We start from the raw sequence: 18,713 nt of genomic DNA, 5'->3' as shown, positions 1-18,713 counted from the left end.
CAGGCGGCGAAGCCACACCTGCTTTCACTCCCATCAAGGCAATAGTGAAGTCATTTCCCCATAAGTCTCAGGACGGCGATCGCGATAAAATTGCCACGTATCTCGAACTTCACGAATCATCTTTTTATTTACATCACCGATAATCACTTCATCTTCATCCCTTGAACCCATCGCTACAAAATTGCCTCGTGGATCAACAAGATAAGATTGTCCATAGAATTCACCCATGTTCCAAGGTCCCTCTGTTCCAACTCGATTAATGGCTCCAAGATAGTAACCGTTCGCAACAGCATGAGCTGGCTGCTCTAGCTTCCATAAGTACTCAGAAAGTCCAGCTACCGTTGCAGAAGGATTAAAAACGATCTCTGCGCCGTTTAAACCAAGCAGTCTTGCTCCTTCTGGAAAATGACGATCATAACAAATATACACGCCTATCTTTGCGAAAGCCGTGTCGAATACCGGATAACCAAGATTACCAGGCTTAAAGTAGTATTTTTCCCAGAATCCGTGGCCTTTGTCTCCAACTGCTACATGTGGAATGTGTTGTTTCCGGTACTTACCAAGATAAGACCCATCAGCATCAATAACAGCAGCAGTATTATAATAGGTTGAGATGCCTTCTCGCTCATAAATAGGTAGAACAATGACAATACCAAGTTCTCGAGCAAGCGCCTGAAATCTCACTGTCGTTGGACCCTCGGGGATCTCTTCTGCAGCGTCATACCACTTTGTGTTCTGCTCTGCACAAAAATACGGTCCATAGAAGATCTCCTGAAGACAAACAATTTGAGCTCCTTTTTCACTTGCTTCTCTTACAAGGTGAATATGTTTTTCAATGGCTTTTTCTTTGTGAAGGTCAACTGATTCACTACCTTCCACATCATTTTTTGCCTGAATTAGGCCAATTTTCACTGAATCTGCCATATGTATGCCCTCCTATTCACATTAGTTAACTGAATTTTCTTTCTAATAAAAGTGTAGAAGATTCATTTCCTCCATGCACTATACAAAATGTAAAATAAAATGTACAAAAAACTAGCATTCTGTCGCGAGTCTTTAAAAGAAGATGGATCAAAAAAACAGCCTAAGTGAAGTACGGCTCTCTCCGCACTTACTACTTAAGCTGTTTTTGTTAAATCCCATGGTTGTATTTATGGTCTACGATTACTAGACACTTCATGGATGCTAGTTATCTTTTTGATCCTTAATATATTGTTGAACGACCTTATAAACATACTCCTGATTTGCTTCAGCAGTATTTGGGTTGTATTCTCCTCCATTTACTTTATTATTTGAAAGAATACGAATCCCTAGGAAAGGCACATCGAAAGCTTGAGCGATTTGTGCTCCTGCAGCACCTTCCATTTCTTCAACGGATGTACCATAATTTTCATGAAACCACTTGATACGATCAATTTCATTATTCCATACATCCGCTGAACCAATTGTTCCTTCCACAACTTTTCCTTTTGTATATTCATCCTTCACGGCGTTCGCGGCAGCAAGTAAGTCCTTATCTCCATCAAAGTATCGGATATTTTCTGCATCTGGATCTTCTCCTGCGCTACCTTCAGACGCCATTAAGTCCATTGGTTTCCATTCCGTTGGCTTAATACCCTCATTCTCCTCGAGATTAGTTGTTTTTAATGAACCCGTGTTTGTGGTTCTTTGCCCTAATACGATATCAAATACGTCCAATTCAGGATCATGTCCTCCTGATGTTCCTTGATTGATAATCGCGATCGGGTTATACTTCTCTATTGCTAGTGCAGTTGCAGCTGCCGTATTCTCCATTCCCTTACCTGTTTTCGTAACGATAACAGGATAATCATCCACCGTTCCTTTGTAAAAAACGAACGAACCTGAATTTTCTTCTGTTACATTCTCTAATTTTTGTGCGAACTCTTCTGCTTCAATTGGCATTGGTCCCTGTACAATGATTGGTCTTTCTGTTTTCTCTTGTTCAGCTGAAGATTCTGGTGCAGAGTTACAGGCTGACAAAACAACTAACAAAAGTAAAGTTATCATAGCTGATGTAGCGTATTTTTTAAAAAATGGTTTCCTCATCGATTTTCTCTCCCTAGTATGTAAGTTCGGACACTCTTCTTCATCAAATACGTGATTTGTGACTGACAATAGTAAACTTTTCTTCTGTCGTCATTCTCCCTTTCTAGAATGTGATTCTCGTATTAAAATCAAAAGAAATAGGCCAGGATTTTGTAGAAGATGTTCTACCGTCCAGACCTACGAAAGTTAAAATATGCGTCAAATATCCCTGCCAAAGTTATTAGTAAAACTAAATGTTAAGTCAGCTACATGCATACTTCAACTCGTAGTCCAGTACTTTAACGGGAACCGGGTAGAAACACTCAGACCATATTTCTGAGAATATACGAGTAAGAAATGATTAAGTTAGTACTTTAATACCATAACAGACATTCTTGATCATCACAACTAAAACATGAACATTAAATATATTTTTAATAAAATCGTTCGCCATTCATTGCTTTCGAGAAGTATATAGAAAGATTTAATGGGAATTAACGATAATTAACAATAACTATTAAAAAGTTAGACCTAAAATTATAGAAACCTTTCTTTTTGTTTTTTTGATGGAATCATACAACTTTCATTTTCCCCAAACCATTTGTAACGGCGCTTCGAAATGCCGTCATAAATTTTGTCTCTTAGCCTTAATGGTAAAAGTCGGAGTACAAGAAAAAGACTAAAAAAGCCTCCTAGCTGCTTTACAATATAAAGAGCTGCATCTGATTTAACGAGTGCCTTTCCATCCTTAATGACAATCACACTATCCGGAACGTCTGTTAGTTCAGCGTCATGAAGGAGATGTTTAGCCGTCTCCGATTGGAGGGAGGCAAAAGAAAATACAGCTTTTTTGTCATACTTAAACATAAACTTCACTAATCCATTGCATAAATTACAAACCCCATCAAAAAGAATAACGTTTGTTTTCGATTCTCTGGTTGTATCCACTGTTCCATTCACCTCGTTTTAAAACATGCTCATTACTTCACATACTAAGTATATCATAACTACATAATCTAAGATGGGGAATATGCTATAATTTCCATGTTCAGTATTCTACATAGCAAGGATGTTGCACCATGTATCCAACTAAAACGATCAAGGAAAAGATCAAATTATTAGTCATCATTCTTTATCCCATTTTAATCACTCAAGTTGGTCTCTACTCAATGAATTTCGTAGATACGATTATGAGTGGAAGAGCTGGAGCAAATGATCTTGCAGGAGTTGCCATTGGTTCAAGTCTCTGGGTTCCTGTATTTACAGGATTAAGTGGCATATTGCTTGCCATCACTCCGATTGTTTCGCATTATATCGGTGCAAAGCAGGAAGATCGGGTTTCATTTTCAGTACTTCAGGGCATTTATCTTTCGGTTGCTCTCTCCGTTAGTATATTAGTTGTTGGTTATTTTATATTAGACCCTATTTTAAACACCATGGATCTTAATAACAAAGTTGCTCAAATTGCAAAAGATTACCTCATCGGACTTTCCTTCGGGATTATTCCACTGTTTATTTATTCCGTTCTAAGGAGTTTCTTTGATGCACTTGGAGAAACAAGGACGACGATGCTAGTCACGCTCACGTCTCTTCCAATCAATGTATTCTTCAATTATGTTTTGATTTTCGGTAAATGGGGATTCCCCCAATTAGGAGGTGTTGGTGCTGGATATGCATCAGCGATCACTTATTGGTTTATTCTTTTAATCGCCTTACTTGTTGTCATTAGAGTAAGGCCATTCCGAGCGTATAGGATTTTCAAACGTTTTTATCCAATATCCTTTTCTACCTGGAAAGAACAGCTAAAAATCGGTGTTCCGATAGGTTTTTCTATCTTTTTTGAAGTCAGTATTTTTGCGGCCGTTACACTTTTAATGAGCACGTATACAACCGAAACGATCGCTGCTCACCAGGCAGCCATTAATTTTGCTTCTCTTCTATATATGATCCCCCTTAGTATATCAATGGCGTTAACAATTGCTATTGGATTTGAGGTTGGGGCAAGAAGATTACAGGATGCAAAGCAATACAGCTATATGGGCATTGTCTTTGCTGTTCTAATGGCCTTACTATCAGCTCTTTGTTTATTTCTCTTCAATGACACCGTCGCGAGTTGGTATACAAGCAACATGGAAGTGTTTGATTTAATTAAAGTATTCCTTATTTACGCCATCTTCTTTCAGCTTTCCGATGCCGTTGCTGCTCCCATACAAGGAGCGCTCAGAGGATATAAAGATGTTAACGTAACGCTTGTTATGAGTCTCATTTCTTACTGGGTGATTGGCCTTCCTTCAGGCTACTTACTAGCGAAATACACAGCGTTCGGTCCATACGGCTACTGGGTTGGGCTTAGTGCGGGACTTTTCGTTGCTGCTATTACGCTCTTCCTACGTCTCCGTCACGTACAAAGAGTCGGAAGAATTATATAAACAAAAAGCGGCTCCCAGAAGGGTGCCGCTTTTTGTATTACTTGTACATTTCTTGTGCTTTTGCTTGTAATTCAGTGTTTTCAAGGTACTCATCATAAGTTGCTTCTTTATCAATGATCCCTTTAGGTGTTACTTCAATTACTCTATTTGCGATCGTTTGAATGAACTGGTGGTCATGAGATGTAAAGATCATTGCACCTTTGAAATTCATAAGACCATTGTTGAGTGCAGTAATTGATTCAAGATCCAGGTGGTTTGTCGGATCGTCAAGTACAAGAACATTCGCACCGCTAAGCATCATTTTTGAAAGCATGCAGCGAACTTTTTCGCCACCGGAAAGAACGCTCGCTTTCTTCAATACTTCTTCACCAGAGAAAAGCATTCTTCCAAGGAAGCCGCGTAGGAAGCTTTCGCTTTGATCTTCTGGGGAATATTGACGAAGCCAGTTAACAAGGTTCGTATCCACACCCTCAAAGTAATCAGAGTTATCTTTAGGGAAGTAAGCTTGAGAAGTGGTAACACCCCACTTGAACGTTCCGCTATCTGCTTCCATTTCACCCATCAAAATTTTAATGAGCGCCGTATTCGCAATTTCATTACGACCTACGAGTGCCACTTTATCGTCTTTATTTAGCATAAAGCTTACGTTATCAAGTACTTTTACACCATCAATCGTTTTTGTTAAACCTTCAACGTGAAGCACGTCGTTTCCGATTTCACGATTTGGTGTAAAGGCTACGTAAGGATATTTTCTTGAAGAAGGCTTAATATCATCAAGCGTAATCTTATCAAGAAGCTTCTTACGTGACGTAGCCTGTTTAGACTTCGACGCGTTCGCGCTAAAGCGCTGGATAAACGCTTGAAGTTCCTTTACTTTCTCTTCTTTTTTCTTGTTCGCATCCTCTTTCATCGTACGAGCAAGCTGGCTTGATTCATACCAGAAATCGTAGTTACCCACATACACTTGGATTTTACCGTAATCAAGGTCAGCCATGTGCGTACATACTTTGTTTAGGAAGTGACGGTCATGGGACACAACAATAACGGTATTCTCAAAGTTAATAAGGAACTCTTCTAACCATTGAATTGCGCCAAGATCAAGGTTGTTCGTAGGCTCATCCAGTAGAAGAATATCAGGAGAACCAAAAAGAGCCTGTGCAAGAAGTACTTTCACTTTTTCAGAACCAGTAAGGTCTGCAAGCTTCTTATCATGAAGATCTTCAGAAATACCAAGTCCTCTAAGCAATACAGCTGCATCTGATTCAGCTTCCCACCCGTTAAGGTCAGCAAATTCACCTTCAAGCTCTGCAGCTTTCATACCATCTTCATCAGAGAAATCCTCTTTCATGTAGATCGCATTCTTTTCCTGCATCACTTCATGAAGACGTGCATGTCCCATAATTACGGTGTTAAGAACCTCATACTCTTCGTATTCGAAATGGTTCTGTTTCAGGACGGCAAGTCGTTCTCCCGGTCCCATATGAACATCGCCAGTTTGTGGTTCGATTTCACCTGATAAAATCTTAAGAAACGTTGACTTACCAGCACCATTAGCACCGATTAGTCCATAACAGTTTCCTGGAGTAAATTTAATATTAACATCTTCAAAAAGCTTACGATCACCATATCGTAAGCCGACATCTGTAACTGTAATCATTTAGGTCGTATTCCTCCATCTATCGTAATATAGTGCAAATTATAACATGTTCTACACGGAATAGATATGAACCCAACAGATCTTATTCATCAAATGGATAGATCCAGAAGGATTCTTGTTTAATAAACGACATCATTTCAGAATTCGGATCCATTGAACCATCTTCAAGTCTTGCCACCATCGCCTCTGTTTGGGAGCGGTGAGCTTCAATGGTTTTGATCTTCGTTTCTAACACATCCGTTACGTCAAAAACTTTATCAGGTTTACCAAGTACCACTTCACGGTCCGGAGTAATTGGTAAAGCATAAACCGTTGGACGTTTTTCCTTCGGGATCCGTTTTAACGTTTCTATGACAGCTGCAGAGCAAGCATCATGATCCGGATGGATACCGTATTCTGGATAAAATGTAATAATTAATGATGGGTTTAATTCATCAACTAGCTCTCCAATTGTAGAAACAAGCAGTTCAGGGTCTTCAAACTCAAGCGTCTTGTCTCTAAACCCGAGCATGCGAAGATCTTTTACGCCCATAGCGTTGCAGGCATCTTGTAATTCTTTCTTTCGTACTTCTGGAAGTGTTTCTCTTGTCGCAAAAAATGGATTCCCCATATTGCGTCCCATTTCTCCGAGCGTTGCACATGCATAAGTGACGGGCACGCCTTCATTTACAAATTTCGTTATCAACCCTGCAGTTCCGAAAGCTTCATCATCCGGATGCGGGAAAACAACGAGGACTTGTTTCTCCATAATCGTTTCCTCCTTAGTCGAATGGTGTATAGCTTAATTGAACAGCTACTGCTAAACGGCCGCTCGAATCATGACCTGCCATTAATAAACGACCATCATCCAATTGATAATCCGTTAAGCCTTCAGCATACATCCAACCGTCATTTAATTTAAACCCAACGCGGAATGGACCGCTACCTGCCATTTTGACATTGGTGAATTTGATTGAGCCATTTCTTATGTAAGCTCCAACCGCAAGCTTTTCTTTATCTTGAGCAGCATAGGCTCCACTCGTTGTTTCTAAGTGAAAATACAGTTCTTTGTTCTCAAATGTTTCAAGGATTTCTTGTACTTTTTCTATTTGAATAGGCTTCATTCTTATGCCCCCTTCTTTCTTAGGCCTACTTGCTAGAACTAGTATAGCTCATCTATTCCGCCTGGTAAAATGATTGACGTTGGCATTAGAACGACTTTCATTAGACAGAGACCGTTTTTTTCCGTTATAGTTAACTTTTGAATAGACATGAATTCGAAACTCGGAGGTATGAAAGATGCAATTATATGAAACGTTTGATATTCCAGATAAAATACAAGACCGTATTGAAGCAAGACGCGAGGCAAACTCCAATCCAGAGCACTATCTCATCGGATCTGAAGGCTATACAGCACCAGATATGTCGATCGTAAAAGATGCCGTCACAGCTTTGATTCTAGGTAAAAATGTGCTTCTTAAAGGTCCAACAGGTGCTGGTAAGACAAAACTTGCCGAACTAATTAGCTACTTCTTTAACCAGCCAATGTACTCGATTAACTGTTCTGTTGACCTTGATGCGGAAGCGCTTCTAGGGTATAAAACGTTAACATATGACGAACAAAACAATGCTCATATTACATTCATTCCTGGACCAGTAGAAAACGCGATGAAAAACGGCGAACTTCTCTATATTGATGAAATTAATACAGCTAAAGCAGAAACACTTCCCATTCTAAATGGTGTACTTGACTATCGTCGTATGGTTCTAAACCCTTTCACAGGAGAAACGGTTCGGGCAAAAGAGAACTTTGGCGTCATTGCTGCAATTAATGAAGGATATATTGGAACAGCACCATTAAATGAAGCATTAAAAAATCGTTTTATCGTGATAGAAGTACCTTACCTACAGGGAGAAGCTTTAAAAGAAATGTTAAGTGAACAATCGCTTTTAGATGATTCAAAACAGCTGGATCAGTTTGTTACGTTATCTGCTGACCTTCAATCAAAAGTAAGAGATGGTCAAATTTCAGAGGAAGCCGCCTCTCCTCGTTCACTTCTAGACGCTTGTGACTTAACAACATTTATGGAAGCGAGACGCGCGATTAAACGAGCGATTACAGATAAGCTTGAAGATGAGCGTGAAAAAGCTGCAGTGGAAAACATCGCAGAAACAATTTTCGGACGTTATCAGGAGAAATCATAAATGAAGTTTCTAAACTTTGCTGAGAATCAGACTGATCCTTTTCTTCATCTAAGTTTATCTGATCTCGCGGAAACACTGAGTCATCTAGAGAGTGAAGTTCAGTTCGCTTTCCATTCTTACTACAGACCAGCTGAACAGTTGATTACGGTCAGTCATTATTGGAATGATATTTTTGATGGAACGCAATATGATGGTATGAAAAGTGATATCTACCTTCGTGCACTTGGTAATGTTCATTATACGAATTTCAATGAAGTAGATCACTACCTCTCCACTATCAAACAACAATCACATCCTCTTTTCCGTAAACAACTGTTTGCATTATTAGAGGATATAAGACTCGAGCAGATTTGTATGTCTATCCGACCAGGAATGAGCGCTGCTTTTGATACAAGACGAACATTATTTCAAAAGCGTTTTCGTGGTCGTCTTGAAGTTCATAATCGCCAGAATCAGCTGCTTGATGCATTATTCTGCGCAATCTATCTACAAGCGATCGGTAAACCAGTTGCTCTAGGAAATGAACTAGCAGAATATAAGCCCTATCTGCGCCATTTAATTATAGAGATTTCTAAAGCTAGTTCAACAAAAGACGTTGCCACTCTCACAAGCGCATTTTGTCAGGAGCTGAATGTTGATCATTTCGATATGACAACAGAATATTTAACGATGTATGGAACCTCGGTCAACGCTTCCACTGTTGTTGAAGATGAAGAAGCTCGTCAGTTAAAAAGTGACGATACGATGGAAACGACTGATAAAGAAGATAAAGAAACGTATGATGAGGAAATGAATACGTGGCATGAAGAGCAGGAGCAAGAAGGATCCAACTTCCTTCAATTTGACTTAGAAGAAGGCGCTAAATCAGATCTGATCGGAGAAGGCGAGCGAAAAGAAGAATCTGGTGATCAGGCCTTTGTCAGTGTCCAAGGTGCTTCTAAGCAGTCAGAGGGCAGTCAGTTTGATGAAGAGGCAATTCTTGAAAGTCGTGATACAAAAGCAGTTGCTTCTTCACAGGATCCTCTAGGTGAAGCGAATCGAAACGTAAAAGAAGTGATTCGTCATGCCGAAAAACCAACTTCTGAAGAGCTTTCGAATTATCGAACTGCGAAGGCTGACATCCAATACGCTGAAAAATCACTTCGTGCTGCGATCCAGAAAACGATCGAGCAAAAACAAATTGCTCCTAGAAGTGATCTTCATTTTGGACGATTGAACCGCAAGCTACTAAGGCTATTAACAGACGAAAACCCTCGTCTCTTTTATAAAAAGAATGCGCCTAGTACAGAGCTTGATGTAACGTTCTCGTTACTCGTCGATTGCTCGGCATCGATGTACGACAAGATGGAAGAAACACGACTAGGTATTACGCTTTTCCATGAGACGCTAAAAGGACTAAATATTAAACACTCGATCACTGGATTCTATGAAGATGCATTCGATGCTGATGATCAGGAACAACCGAATACCCTGTTTCAAATTGTTGATTACAACCGATCGACTCAAGCTCATGAAGGGGCTAAAATTATGCAATTGGAACCTGAAGAAGACAATCGGGATGGGTATGCGATTCGAAAAGTTGCTCAAGAATTAGCTGAACGAAATGAAAAACATAAAATTTTACTTGTGTTTACAGACGGCGAGCCTTCCGCATACGATTACAGCGAAAATGGTATCATTGATACTCATGAAGCCGTGATGCAAACAAGGAAAAAAGGCTTTGAAGTAATCGGTGTTTTCTTATCTAACGGGGAACCACAGGAAAAGGAAAAAAATACGATGCGAAATATCTACGGCACACAAAGCCTTGTGATTCCTTCTGCTAATGAGATTCCCGCTTATTTAACGCCTCTGTTGAAGCGATTGTTGCTACGATTTGTATAGAAAATATGAACGGTTATCACTTTGTCCCTAAATGGTGATAACCGTTTTATCTATAATAAATATACTTGACATCCCTTTTATTGATGGACCCCATTTCTATATCCTGTCTCATCCAACTAATAAACCAATTCGCTAAACCGCTAAGAAATAATGGTAGAAATCGTCAGTAAAGTATATTGAAATAAAATTAAATACTACATAAATAGAAATAAAAGCAGTTTATGCTGGTGCTAAGATTAACGGTTTGGCAAATTGATTTTCTCTTCTATTTACTCGTTTAATAAAAAATTACATCGTAAAGGATATAGTACCTTAAGCGATTTAGCTCGAAGATCTTTGCATTTTAATACACAGAAGTACAGTAGCTAATATAGGATGACATTTCCCCACGAACGATCTGGTCATACGTTTTTTGGATTTTCTGTGTAATCAGACCGATTTTACCATTTCCTGTTATTCTCCGATCTATCTCCACTACTGGCTTAATTCCAATAGCCGTTCCCGTAAGAAACACTTCATCTGCCTCGTATAACTCAACTCTCGTAATACTCTGTTCTCGCATTGATAATCCTAACTCTCTGTATACAATTTGAGCAACGGTATTCCGAGTGATTCCAGGAAGAATATCATCTGATACTGGAGGAGTCACAACTTCATTCCCTCGTACGATAAAGAGGTTATTAGTAGCTCCTTCACTAACATTCCCTTCTCTAGTTAAAAAAAGAGCCCCATCATAACCGTTTAACATCGCTTCATTAATTGCCAACCCTGAATTCAAGTAACCAGCTGTTGATTTTGTTTGTGGAGGAATCATATTACTTCCTACTCTTGTCCAAGAGGAAACACATACATTTATAGAAGCTTTTGGCTCATACTCGGTAAGATCCAGATAGATTGCTAGATGATTTAATGGATCATTTAAATCTGGACGTAACGTATTAGCTCCTTTGAAACAAAGCGGCCGTATATAAACGTCTTGAGTCACTTGGTTGATTAATAGTAACTGTCTGGTAATCTCAGACAACTGATCTATAGAATAGGGAATGGGAATATACAAGCTTTTTCCAGAGCCGTGGAACCTTTTAAAATGATCATCTAATCGAAAAACAAAAAGCTGCTTTTGTTCTTTATTCCAAAAAGCGCGTATACCTTCTATGCAGCCTAAACCATAGTTTAGCCCTTTGTTTTTCACGCTCAGACTTAAGGAACGATCATCTACAAATCGATCTTTATCAAACATAAAAGCCACACCATTCACCCTCTTTAATGGCTAGATTGAACGTTGTTGTTTTTTACCGAAAGCCGATATATCATCACTATTAACTAACATAGCTTTTTAAATAATATATGCTCGTAATGGCTAATCATTAGAGAATTTTCGATTAATGTTGCACCAGTAATGTACGACATGTTCTTACGAAGGGACTATTTCTCTGTACTTAGCTAGATACTGTTGATTCTCGAATGAGAACAAAATCTATGTCGTTCATTTTCTTAGCATTGTACTTAAATGCCGATAGATTTCTACTAATTCCTCAAGCGTCATCCTAACTAATCCGCTAGTTGATGGTGCCACAAAATCTTGCACACCATCTATTTGATTAACGGGTTGATATCCCCACTCAGCCTTTCTAACACCCGCGAATTTCTGGTAAACTCCTTTTCCTACAAAACAATTGACTTCGGGCTTGTACAATCTAATTTTCTTGCTAAGCTGCTCTCGTCCTTTTGTGTAATCATCAGACGTTAAGTCAGCCGCTCCTCGCGTAGGACGATCTACGATATTCGTGAGTCCATACCCATATTCTAAAAGCCTATGATCTTCCTCTGGTAAGAGCTTACGATCTGTAAGACCCGCTTCTTTTACTACGGAATAAAAACGATTTGTTGGGTTTGCATAATGATGCCCCTCATTCTCGGACTGGAGTCCAGGGTTAAAACCGATAAACAAAATTTTCAACTGATGATCAAGATGGTCTGGTAACAAAGCTCCTCACTCCTTGCATTCAAGTATTCCATAATGAAATTTCGATGTTTTTCGAATTTGTTGTTGAAAACCTAACTGTTCAAACCGCGAGCTGTTCCAAGAATCTTTTAAAATCACTCTTATGCGAGCAACTCGTCTAGCTTCCATCACCATATTTTCTGTGAGTGCATCATAAAGCGCAACCTGTTTGATACCAGATACGCCGTCAGATGCTAAGATAGAATCTTCAAACATTGGGTCAAAATATACAACATCAACCGAGTTCTCCATTAAATGAGGTAGTACGTCTTCATATTTATTACTTCGAACTGTTATTCGCCTCATCGCCTTATCTATGTAGTTATTATTACTTTCCCATTTTTTTAATCCTTCTTGAAGTAATAGCGCGTGCTCTGAACCCTCAATTGCTTGTACACTACCGAATTCGCCTACTACTAAACTCGCAACGATGCTGTCAGAAGCAAGACCTGCTGTACAATCTAACAAGCTCATTCCCTCACTAAGACCACTCGCCTTAATAAACGCATCATCGCGTCCATTTAGAACCGCCCTGCAACGAAACATGGCTGAGTTTGGATGAAAGAAAACCGGTGTTTCAGCGCTTTTTTTATACAAACATAATCGATCAAAACCGACAACCACAACTATTTCCTGATAAAGATGAATGATTTGTTGAATCGATCGTTTTTCTCTTGATATGTAAGTACCTTCATAATAATGACTCAGTTTTATAGCCTCTTTAATGAGTGCTTCAGTCGGTCTCCCTGCAGTTGTAAAAATCATCCGATTATCTCCTTTAATTTCCTTCAAAGCTAGTATACCATGTCGTTTAAGAAGATTTCCGGAGAGAACTACTCCACCTTAGAAACTATATTGAAATAAAAAATGAAGTGAAGCTGTATTCGGTGGACACGTGCTATCAACTAACATAAACACAATTGGCTCATTGTTATATAAACCATATAATTTTAACAAATACGATAAATGAAAATTCAAATTCTAAACAAATTATTATGTAGCTGTTATACTAATAACACTATTTAATAAGAGGTGGAACAATGCAAAAAATGTGGATAATGTATAAAAATTCTTCATTCATACTAAAAATGACGCTTGGCTTTATACTTGGTATTACAGCGGGAATTCTTTTTGGCTCAAGTATAGAATTCATTAAACCGCTTGGCACCATTCTAATCAACTTGCTTAACCTGGTAGCCATTCCAGTTATTTTTCTAACAGTTGTGCTTGCAATCAATCAAATGAACCCTAAATACCTTGGGAAATTAGGTGGAAAACTGTTAGTATATTACGGATTAACAACAGCAGCCGCTGTTTTAATAGGTGTTACAATCGCTTTATGGATTAGCCCTGGTTCTGGTCTAACACTTCCGGATACGAAAGTTGAAAAGCCTGACACTCCTGGTTTTTCTGATGTTCTCTTAAATATCGTTCCGAATAACCTTTTTGAAACCTTTTCTTCGGGACAACTCATGGGTATACTCTTTCTAGCTGTGATCATTGGATTAACTATAGGAAAAATGCGCTATTCTGAGAAAAATGACATGCGTGAATCTGGCGAGAGACTTCATAAGCTATTCTCCGCTGCAAATGACTTATTCTTTTTGTTACTGCAAGGTATTTTACTTTATGCACCGCTTGGCATCTTCGCCATTAGTGCCACATCCTTCGGCAATCAAGGCTGGCAAACGTTCCAATCTTTACTTGCTTTCACAGGTGTTTTTTATTTAGGCGTTCTATTACTTTGGGCATTGATTTATACTTCTTTTCTAAAGTACGCGAAATTAAGTATTAAAAACTTCTTTTTTCAAACGAAAGATGCTTATTTAACAGCATTTTTTACATCAAGTAGTATCGCTTCGCTTCCAATCGCGATTGACTCTGCTAAAAAAGCCGGCATCTCAGAACGAATTGTGAACTTTTCTTTACCAATCGGGGCCGTCTTCAATTCAGATGGAGGGGCCTTAAGAATGGGTGTGTCAATCGTTTTTGCTGCAAACGTCACCGGGTTAAACTTTTCCGTTATGGATTATGTGACCATTGTTGCCATAGGTACACTTCTCTCCATAGGAACGGCAGGGATTCCCGCTGCCGGCTTAGTGACATTATCAGCAGTGTTAACCATGTTTAACCTTCCCTTAGAAATTGTTGCTTTAATCGCTGGAGTTGACGTCATGATTGGCATGGCTGGTACAGCTTCGAACGTACTTGGTGATATTATTGGGGCAGCTGTCATCGATCGTGATAAAAAGAAAACATCCAAATCAGTTGCTTAAATGAAAAGGCGGCCCTGTTATCTCGATAACAGGGCCGCCTTTCTCTAATTAAACGATTAAGCTCTATTAACACTAAATTTCTCTTGTCCTTCTACCGATCCATAAGAATCCTCCAATATTGAGTAAACCAACAGTGATGAGCAACCATGAAATTATTTCTAATCCAATTGTGGGAGAATTATTGCTAAAACAACTTGCGAGAAGTAACCCCATTCCTAGACTTCCATAATAGACTTTTAACTTCTTCCGATCATGCTTAACGGCGAATGAAAATAAAAACGTCAGCAAATAAATACCGCTTACCACCATAAGAATTGGGAAGAGCGGTTTGAATTTAGCCGCATATATAAAGTGATCTAGACTTGATATATCTGCTTGCCCTGTAACTTGGCCGTTTATCACCCTTGAAAAAAATGTGCTATATTCCCATTCCCACGGCTTATTTCGTAGTTCACTACCTTCATACCAGCTTCCTAATGTAGATAAAACAAGCATAACAAGTGCGGTACTACCTTTCACAATATTCATCATCCAACATTCGACTCCTTACCTGAAAACCAATTCAAATCATCACCCTTATTTTATCATAATGATTTTTGGATCTAAACCCGTTAAAACCATGTCCTCAAACTTAATAGATTAAGTAGATTTATTGCTTATGAATGATTCAAAATCTAGTCATTAAATATCGTATGAACTTATCCTTTATAATAAAACGAGCATCAAAATCATTCGATTTTAATGCTCGTTTCCGCTTTTTTATTGTATAACTAATTAAAATCAACCAGCTGTTCTAATAGTTTTCTTTAAACCATTCTGCCGCTTTTTCTACTTCTGATCTCGTTAATTGATGACCTGCACTTTCCCAATGAACCGTTACCTCTGCCCCAGCATGAAAAAACATTTCCTGAAGTTCCTTTGTCTCTTTTGGAGAGCAAATGGGATCATTTTCACCAGCGCCTATGAAAATTGGTTTTTGCTTAAGGTTCGGTAGCTCAAGATGACGCAGTGGCACCATAGGATGATGTAGGACAGCGCCTTTAAGCGAATTTGCATCGTGGAATAGAAGGCTAGCTGCGATGTTAGCGCCATTCGAGTACCCTATTGCAATAACGTTGTTGCGCTCAAAATCGTATTTTTGTGCTGACTCATCGATGAAAGCATTTAATTCATGTGTTCTCTCTATTAAATCCGCTTCATCAAAAACGCCTTCCGCTAATCGCTTGAAAAAGCGCGCAATCCCGTTCTCTGATACATTACCTCTCACACTCAGAATGGAATGCCCAGGAGCAATAAGTTCAGCTAAAGGAACCAAATCTTCTTCTGTTCCGCCAGTACCATGAAGTAGTAGTAGAGTCGGAAGCTCTTTTTTTCCTTGTTTAAAAAGATGGTTCATCATTTGTCACCATTTAGGACTCTTGCTTCCGCTGGTTCAAGATGATTTTCAATTTGAGATCGCTTCTCTTCTAGCCATGGTGGTAGAAGTAGGTTTTTCCCCATTTCATCAGGGTCTTCATCTTTTGCAAACCCTGGAGGATCCGTCGCTATTTCAAACAGTATTCCACCTTCTTCTCTGAAGTAAATGGCATTGAAATACTGTCGATCAACGACCGGAGTTGGTTTATACCCTTTTTCTTCGAGTAAGTTTCTCCATTCTTCATGATCATTGAAGTCATTAGCCCGAAACGCAATATGATGGACAGTACCTGAGCCCATGTTTCCAGAATCTAGCGGTGTTTTCTTCACGTCGACCGTGTTGCCTATCGAATCACTGGATTTAAATCGAACAAAATCTTCTTCTTCAGCTACACGAATAAAACCAAGAACTTCTTCTAACACATTCATAGTTGCTTCCGACTTGCCGGTCAATAATGTAGCACCTGCAAATCCTTTGATTGCATGTTTTGTGCTAACACCGCCAAAGCTCCACGTGTTTCGCTCCCCTTCTTCTCTTTCAACGAGTTCAAGGTGTAGTCCATGTGGATCATCAAAAGCGAGAACCTTTTCACCAAACCGAGTCATCTCACCGTTTTCTACATTTAATTTATCAAGACGCTTTTTCCAGAACGTTAAACTGCCTTCAGGCACAACGAAGCTAGTTACGCCAACTTGACCAGAGCCAATCTTTCCATCATGTGCTTTCGACCATGGGAAAAAGGTCATGATTGTACCCGGTGCCCCTTCTTCATTTCCGAAATAAAGATGGTATGTTCCTGGATCATCGAAGTTCACTGTTTTTTTAACGAGACGAAGACCAAGAACCCCACTATAAAAATCAATATTTTCCTGAGGATTTCCTACAATTGCGGTAATATGATGTATTCCTGTTGTATGCTTCATAAATGACAAGTCTCCTTTTCAATATTACATCCACTTTAGAAGGTTCCCGTATAGTACGGTTTTTAATCGTCTAATTTGTTCTTTTAGATGTCTTTTATCTCGAATTCAAGATATTTGATTTAAGTGTATATAATTTGTATTCTTATGTCAAATCTTTTCCTCTTATGCGTATAGGACAACCCCTGCTGGTGACATTCTATATGTAAAGGAGTGATGTGATGCTAAGCGTATTTGAGGCCCTGTCGTTAATGGTCAGCTTTTCCGCTCTTGTGCTCGCCATCATCCACACGAAAGATCGTTCATCGTAACAAAGTGAAAAAGCACCCCTTCGGTGATGACCCCCGGAAGTTAGTTTTAACTCTAACTTTCGGGGTCACTACCTTCATAGGAGTGCTTTTTTATTTCAATTAAGGCATGACAGTTTTATTCATAAGATAACGATCGGTCTCGCGTGCAACGCCGCGACCTTCATTTATCGCCCATACAATGAGACTCTGTCCTCTGCGAACATCACCTGCTGCAAAAACACCATCAACGTTTGTGCGATAGTCTTCGAATTCAGCCTTCGCTCGTTTCCGATTGTCCTGCTCTACTTCAAAATGTTCGAGAACCCCTTCTTCAGGTCCAGTAAATCCAATAGCAATGAAGACAAGCTCAACTGGCCAAACTTGCTCTGTACCAGGAAGTTCTTTCATGAACACATTGCCCATCTTATCAACATGCTTTTCGATTGTAACCGTATGAAGTTCCTTCACATTGCCATCTTCGTCACCAACGAATTTTTTCGTCATGATGGAATATTGACGAGGATCTTCCCCGTGCTCTGCTTGCGCTTCTTCATAAGCATAGTCAAGAGTAAAAACCTTAGGGAATTCTGGCCAAGGATTATCGATCATACGGTCGGCAGTTAGCTGCGGGTGTTTACCAAATTGGTGTACACTTTTGCAACCGTGTCTGAGCGCAGTTGCCACGCAGTCCGCTCCAGTATCTCCGCCACCGATAACAATAACATTTTTACCTTCTGCAGAAACATACTTGTTATCTTGAAGCTTAGAATCAAGCAAACTTTTCGTATTCTGTCTTAAATAATCCATGGCATAATGAATGCCACCGAGCTTACGTCCTTCAATCGGAAGATCACGGTGCTTTTGAGCACCTGTACAAAGAATTACAGCATCATGCTGATCACGAAGCTCATCTTGTGTGACATCTTTTCCAATTTCGGTATTCGCAATAAAGGTTACTCCCTCATCTTCAAGAAGCTTCACACGTCGTTCAACTAATTCTTTATCAAGCTTCATATTAGGAATACCGTACATTAGTAAACCACCAATACGATCGTCACGCTCAAATACAGTGACAGTATGACCAGCTTTATTTAGCTGATCGGCCGCTGCTAAACCAGCAGGACCTGACCCTACAATGGCAATCTTCTTACCTGTACGATTTTTGGGAGGCTGGGGCGTCATCCAACCTTCTGCAAACCCGCGATCAATAATTTCCTTCTCGATGCTTTTTATTGCAACAGCGTCGTCAGGAATAGCTGCTACGCAGGCTCCCTCACACGGTGCCGGGCAAACTCTACCGGTGAATTCCGGAAAGTTATTCGTTTTAAGAAGTCGATCTAGCGCATCTTTCCATTTCCCTTGATATACAAGGTGATTCCATTCAGGAATCAAATTATAAAGTGGACAACCCGATGCACTCCCATTTAGTTCTATACCTGAGTGGCAGAAGGGCGTGCCACAATCCATGCAGCGTGCCCCTTGCGTTTTCAGATTTTCTTCAGATTGAGGAAGCTGGTATTCTTCCCAATCTTTTAAACGTGTTGAATGATCTCTTTCACGTGCTTTTTCTCTAGGATAGTCTAAAAAACCTGTTGGCTTACCCAA

The 18,713-nt window shown here is 39.5% G+C and carries 18 protein-coding genes and 1 riboswitch; of the genes, 5 read left to right on the top strand and 13 right to left on the bottom strand.

Features of this window, described 5'->3' with window-relative positions:
* Positions 1-33: 33 nt before the first annotated feature.
* The 3 genes from AC0VYV_RS11315 to AC0VYV_RS11305 all read right to left on the bottom strand — a co-directional run bounded on the left by AC0VYV_RS11315 (position 34) and on the right by AC0VYV_RS11305 (position 2,994).
* Positions 34-924 (bottom strand): nitrilase-related carbon-nitrogen hydrolase, encoded by an 891-nt coding sequence (locus AC0VYV_RS11315; RefSeq protein ID WP_475367408.1) that lies wholly within the window; start codon positions 922-924, stop codon positions 34-36.
* 261 nt (positions 925-1,185) lie between these two features.
* Positions 1,186-2,067 (bottom strand): 5'-methylthioadenosine/S-adenosylhomocysteine nucleosidase, encoded by an 882-nt coding sequence (locus AC0VYV_RS11310; RefSeq protein WP_475367407.1) that lies wholly within the window; start codon positions 2,065-2,067, stop codon positions 1,186-1,188.
* 246 nt (positions 2,068-2,313) lie between these two features.
* Positions 2,314-2,416: riboswitch (purine riboswitch) on the bottom strand.
* 167 nt (positions 2,417-2,583) lie between these two features.
* Positions 2,584-2,994: a thiol-disulfide oxidoreductase DCC family protein gene (locus AC0VYV_RS11305; protein ID WP_475367406.1), complete on the bottom strand. Its 411-nt coding sequence runs from the start codon at positions 2,992-2,994 to the stop codon at positions 2,584-2,586.
* A gap of 131 nt (positions 2,995-3,125) precedes the next feature.
* Here AC0VYV_RS11305 and AC0VYV_RS11300 point away from each other — a divergent pair, with 131 nt between their 5' ends.
* Entirely contained in the window at positions 3,126-4,475 is a 1,350-nt protein-coding gene (locus AC0VYV_RS11300; RefSeq protein WP_430246431.1) for an MATE family efflux transporter, read from the top strand.
* 37 nt (positions 4,476-4,512) lie between these two features.
* Here AC0VYV_RS11300 and AC0VYV_RS11295 read toward each other — a convergent pair whose 3' ends face one another.
* The 3 genes from AC0VYV_RS11295 to AC0VYV_RS11285 form a co-directional block, all read right to left on the bottom strand.
* A complete protein-coding gene (locus AC0VYV_RS11295; protein WP_226613088.1) occupies positions 4,513-6,132 on the bottom strand; it encodes an ABC-F family ATP-binding cassette domain-containing protein in 1,620 nt (539 codons plus the stop codon).
* 82 nt (positions 6,133-6,214) lie between these two features.
* A complete protein-coding gene (gene bshB2 / locus AC0VYV_RS11290) occupies positions 6,215-6,880 on the bottom strand; it encodes a bacillithiol biosynthesis deacetylase BshB2 (protein ID WP_194221648.1) in 666 nt (221 codons plus the stop codon).
* Positions 6,881-6,893: 13 nt separating this feature from the next.
* Positions 6,894-7,235, bottom strand: coding sequence for a YojF family protein (locus AC0VYV_RS11285; protein ID WP_160919492.1), 342 nt, complete (start codon positions 7,233-7,235; stop codon positions 6,894-6,896).
* 175 nt (positions 7,236-7,410) lie between these two features.
* Here AC0VYV_RS11285 and AC0VYV_RS11280 point away from each other — a divergent pair, with 175 nt between their 5' ends.
* Positions 7,411-8,316: an ATP-binding protein gene (locus tag AC0VYV_RS11280; RefSeq protein ID WP_430246428.1), complete on the top strand. Its 906-nt coding sequence runs from the start codon at positions 7,411-7,413 to the stop codon at positions 8,314-8,316.
* Positions 8,317-10,200, top strand: coding sequence for a vWA domain-containing protein (locus tag AC0VYV_RS11275; RefSeq protein WP_475373761.1), 1,884 nt, complete (start codon positions 8,317-8,319; stop codon positions 10,198-10,200).
* A gap of 343 nt (positions 10,201-10,543) precedes the next feature.
* On the opposite strand, the gene AC0VYV_RS11270 is transcribed toward AC0VYV_RS11275, so the two are convergent.
* The 3 genes from AC0VYV_RS11270 to AC0VYV_RS11260 form a co-directional block, all read right to left on the bottom strand.
* Positions 10,544-11,440 carry a branched-chain amino acid transaminase gene (locus AC0VYV_RS11270; protein WP_475367482.1) on the bottom strand — a complete coding sequence of 299 codons (897 nt, stop codon included), beginning with the start codon at positions 11,438-11,440 and terminating at the stop codon, positions 10,544-10,546.
* A gap of 246 nt (positions 11,441-11,686) precedes the next feature.
* Positions 11,687-12,187 carry a G/U mismatch-specific DNA glycosylase gene (gene mug / locus AC0VYV_RS11265; RefSeq protein ID WP_475374862.1) on the bottom strand — a complete coding sequence of 167 codons (501 nt, stop codon included), beginning with the start codon at positions 12,185-12,187 and terminating at the stop codon, positions 11,687-11,689.
* A gap of 6 nt (positions 12,188-12,193) precedes the next feature.
* On the bottom strand, positions 12,194-12,970 hold the full coding sequence (locus AC0VYV_RS11260; RefSeq protein WP_475367403.1) for a class I SAM-dependent methyltransferase: 777 nt from the start codon (positions 12,968-12,970) through the stop codon (positions 12,194-12,196).
* Positions 12,971-13,245: 275 nt separating this feature from the next.
* On the opposite strand from AC0VYV_RS11260, the gene AC0VYV_RS11255 reads away from it, so the two are divergent.
* Positions 13,246-14,481, top strand: a complete 1,236-nt coding sequence (locus AC0VYV_RS11255) for a dicarboxylate/amino acid:cation symporter (RefSeq protein ID WP_475367402.1) — start codon at positions 13,246-13,248, stop codon at positions 14,479-14,481.
* A gap of 72 nt (positions 14,482-14,553) precedes the next feature.
* Here AC0VYV_RS11255 and AC0VYV_RS11250 read toward each other — a convergent pair whose 3' ends face one another.
* The 3 genes from AC0VYV_RS11250 to AC0VYV_RS11240 all read right to left on the bottom strand — a co-directional run bounded on the left by AC0VYV_RS11250 (position 14,554) and on the right by AC0VYV_RS11240 (position 16,821).
* A complete protein-coding gene (locus AC0VYV_RS11250; RefSeq protein WP_475367401.1) occupies positions 14,554-15,012 on the bottom strand; it encodes a DUF4306 domain-containing protein in 459 nt (152 codons plus the stop codon).
* Between the two features lie 262 nt (positions 15,013-15,274).
* Positions 15,275-15,880 (bottom strand): alpha/beta hydrolase, encoded by a 606-nt coding sequence (locus AC0VYV_RS11245; protein ID WP_475374861.1) that lies wholly within the window; start codon positions 15,878-15,880, stop codon positions 15,275-15,277.
* Entirely contained in the window at positions 15,877-16,821 is a 945-nt protein-coding gene (locus AC0VYV_RS11240) for a ring-cleaving dioxygenase (RefSeq protein WP_475367399.1), read from the bottom strand. Before AC0VYV_RS11240 ends, AC0VYV_RS11245 begins: the two co-directional genes overlap by 4 nt.
* 218 nt (positions 16,822-17,039) lie before the next feature.
* Between AC0VYV_RS11240 and AC0VYV_RS11235 the strand changes: the two genes are divergently transcribed.
* Positions 17,040-17,129 carry a putative holin-like toxin gene (locus AC0VYV_RS11235; RefSeq protein WP_224880206.1) on the top strand — a complete coding sequence of 30 codons (90 nt, stop codon included), beginning with the start codon at positions 17,040-17,042 and terminating at the stop codon, positions 17,127-17,129.
* Positions 17,130-17,228: 99 nt separating this feature from the next.
* Here AC0VYV_RS11235 and AC0VYV_RS11230 read toward each other — a convergent pair whose 3' ends face one another.
* Positions 17,229-18,713 carry a glutamate synthase subunit beta gene (locus AC0VYV_RS11230; RefSeq protein WP_475367398.1) on the bottom strand — a complete coding sequence of 495 codons (1,485 nt, stop codon included), beginning with the start codon at positions 18,711-18,713 and terminating at the stop codon, positions 17,229-17,231.

Source organism: Anaerobacillus sp. QJM3NY_17 (assembly GCF_056173665.1).
This window is presented reverse-complemented; position numbering and strand designations above follow the sequence as displayed.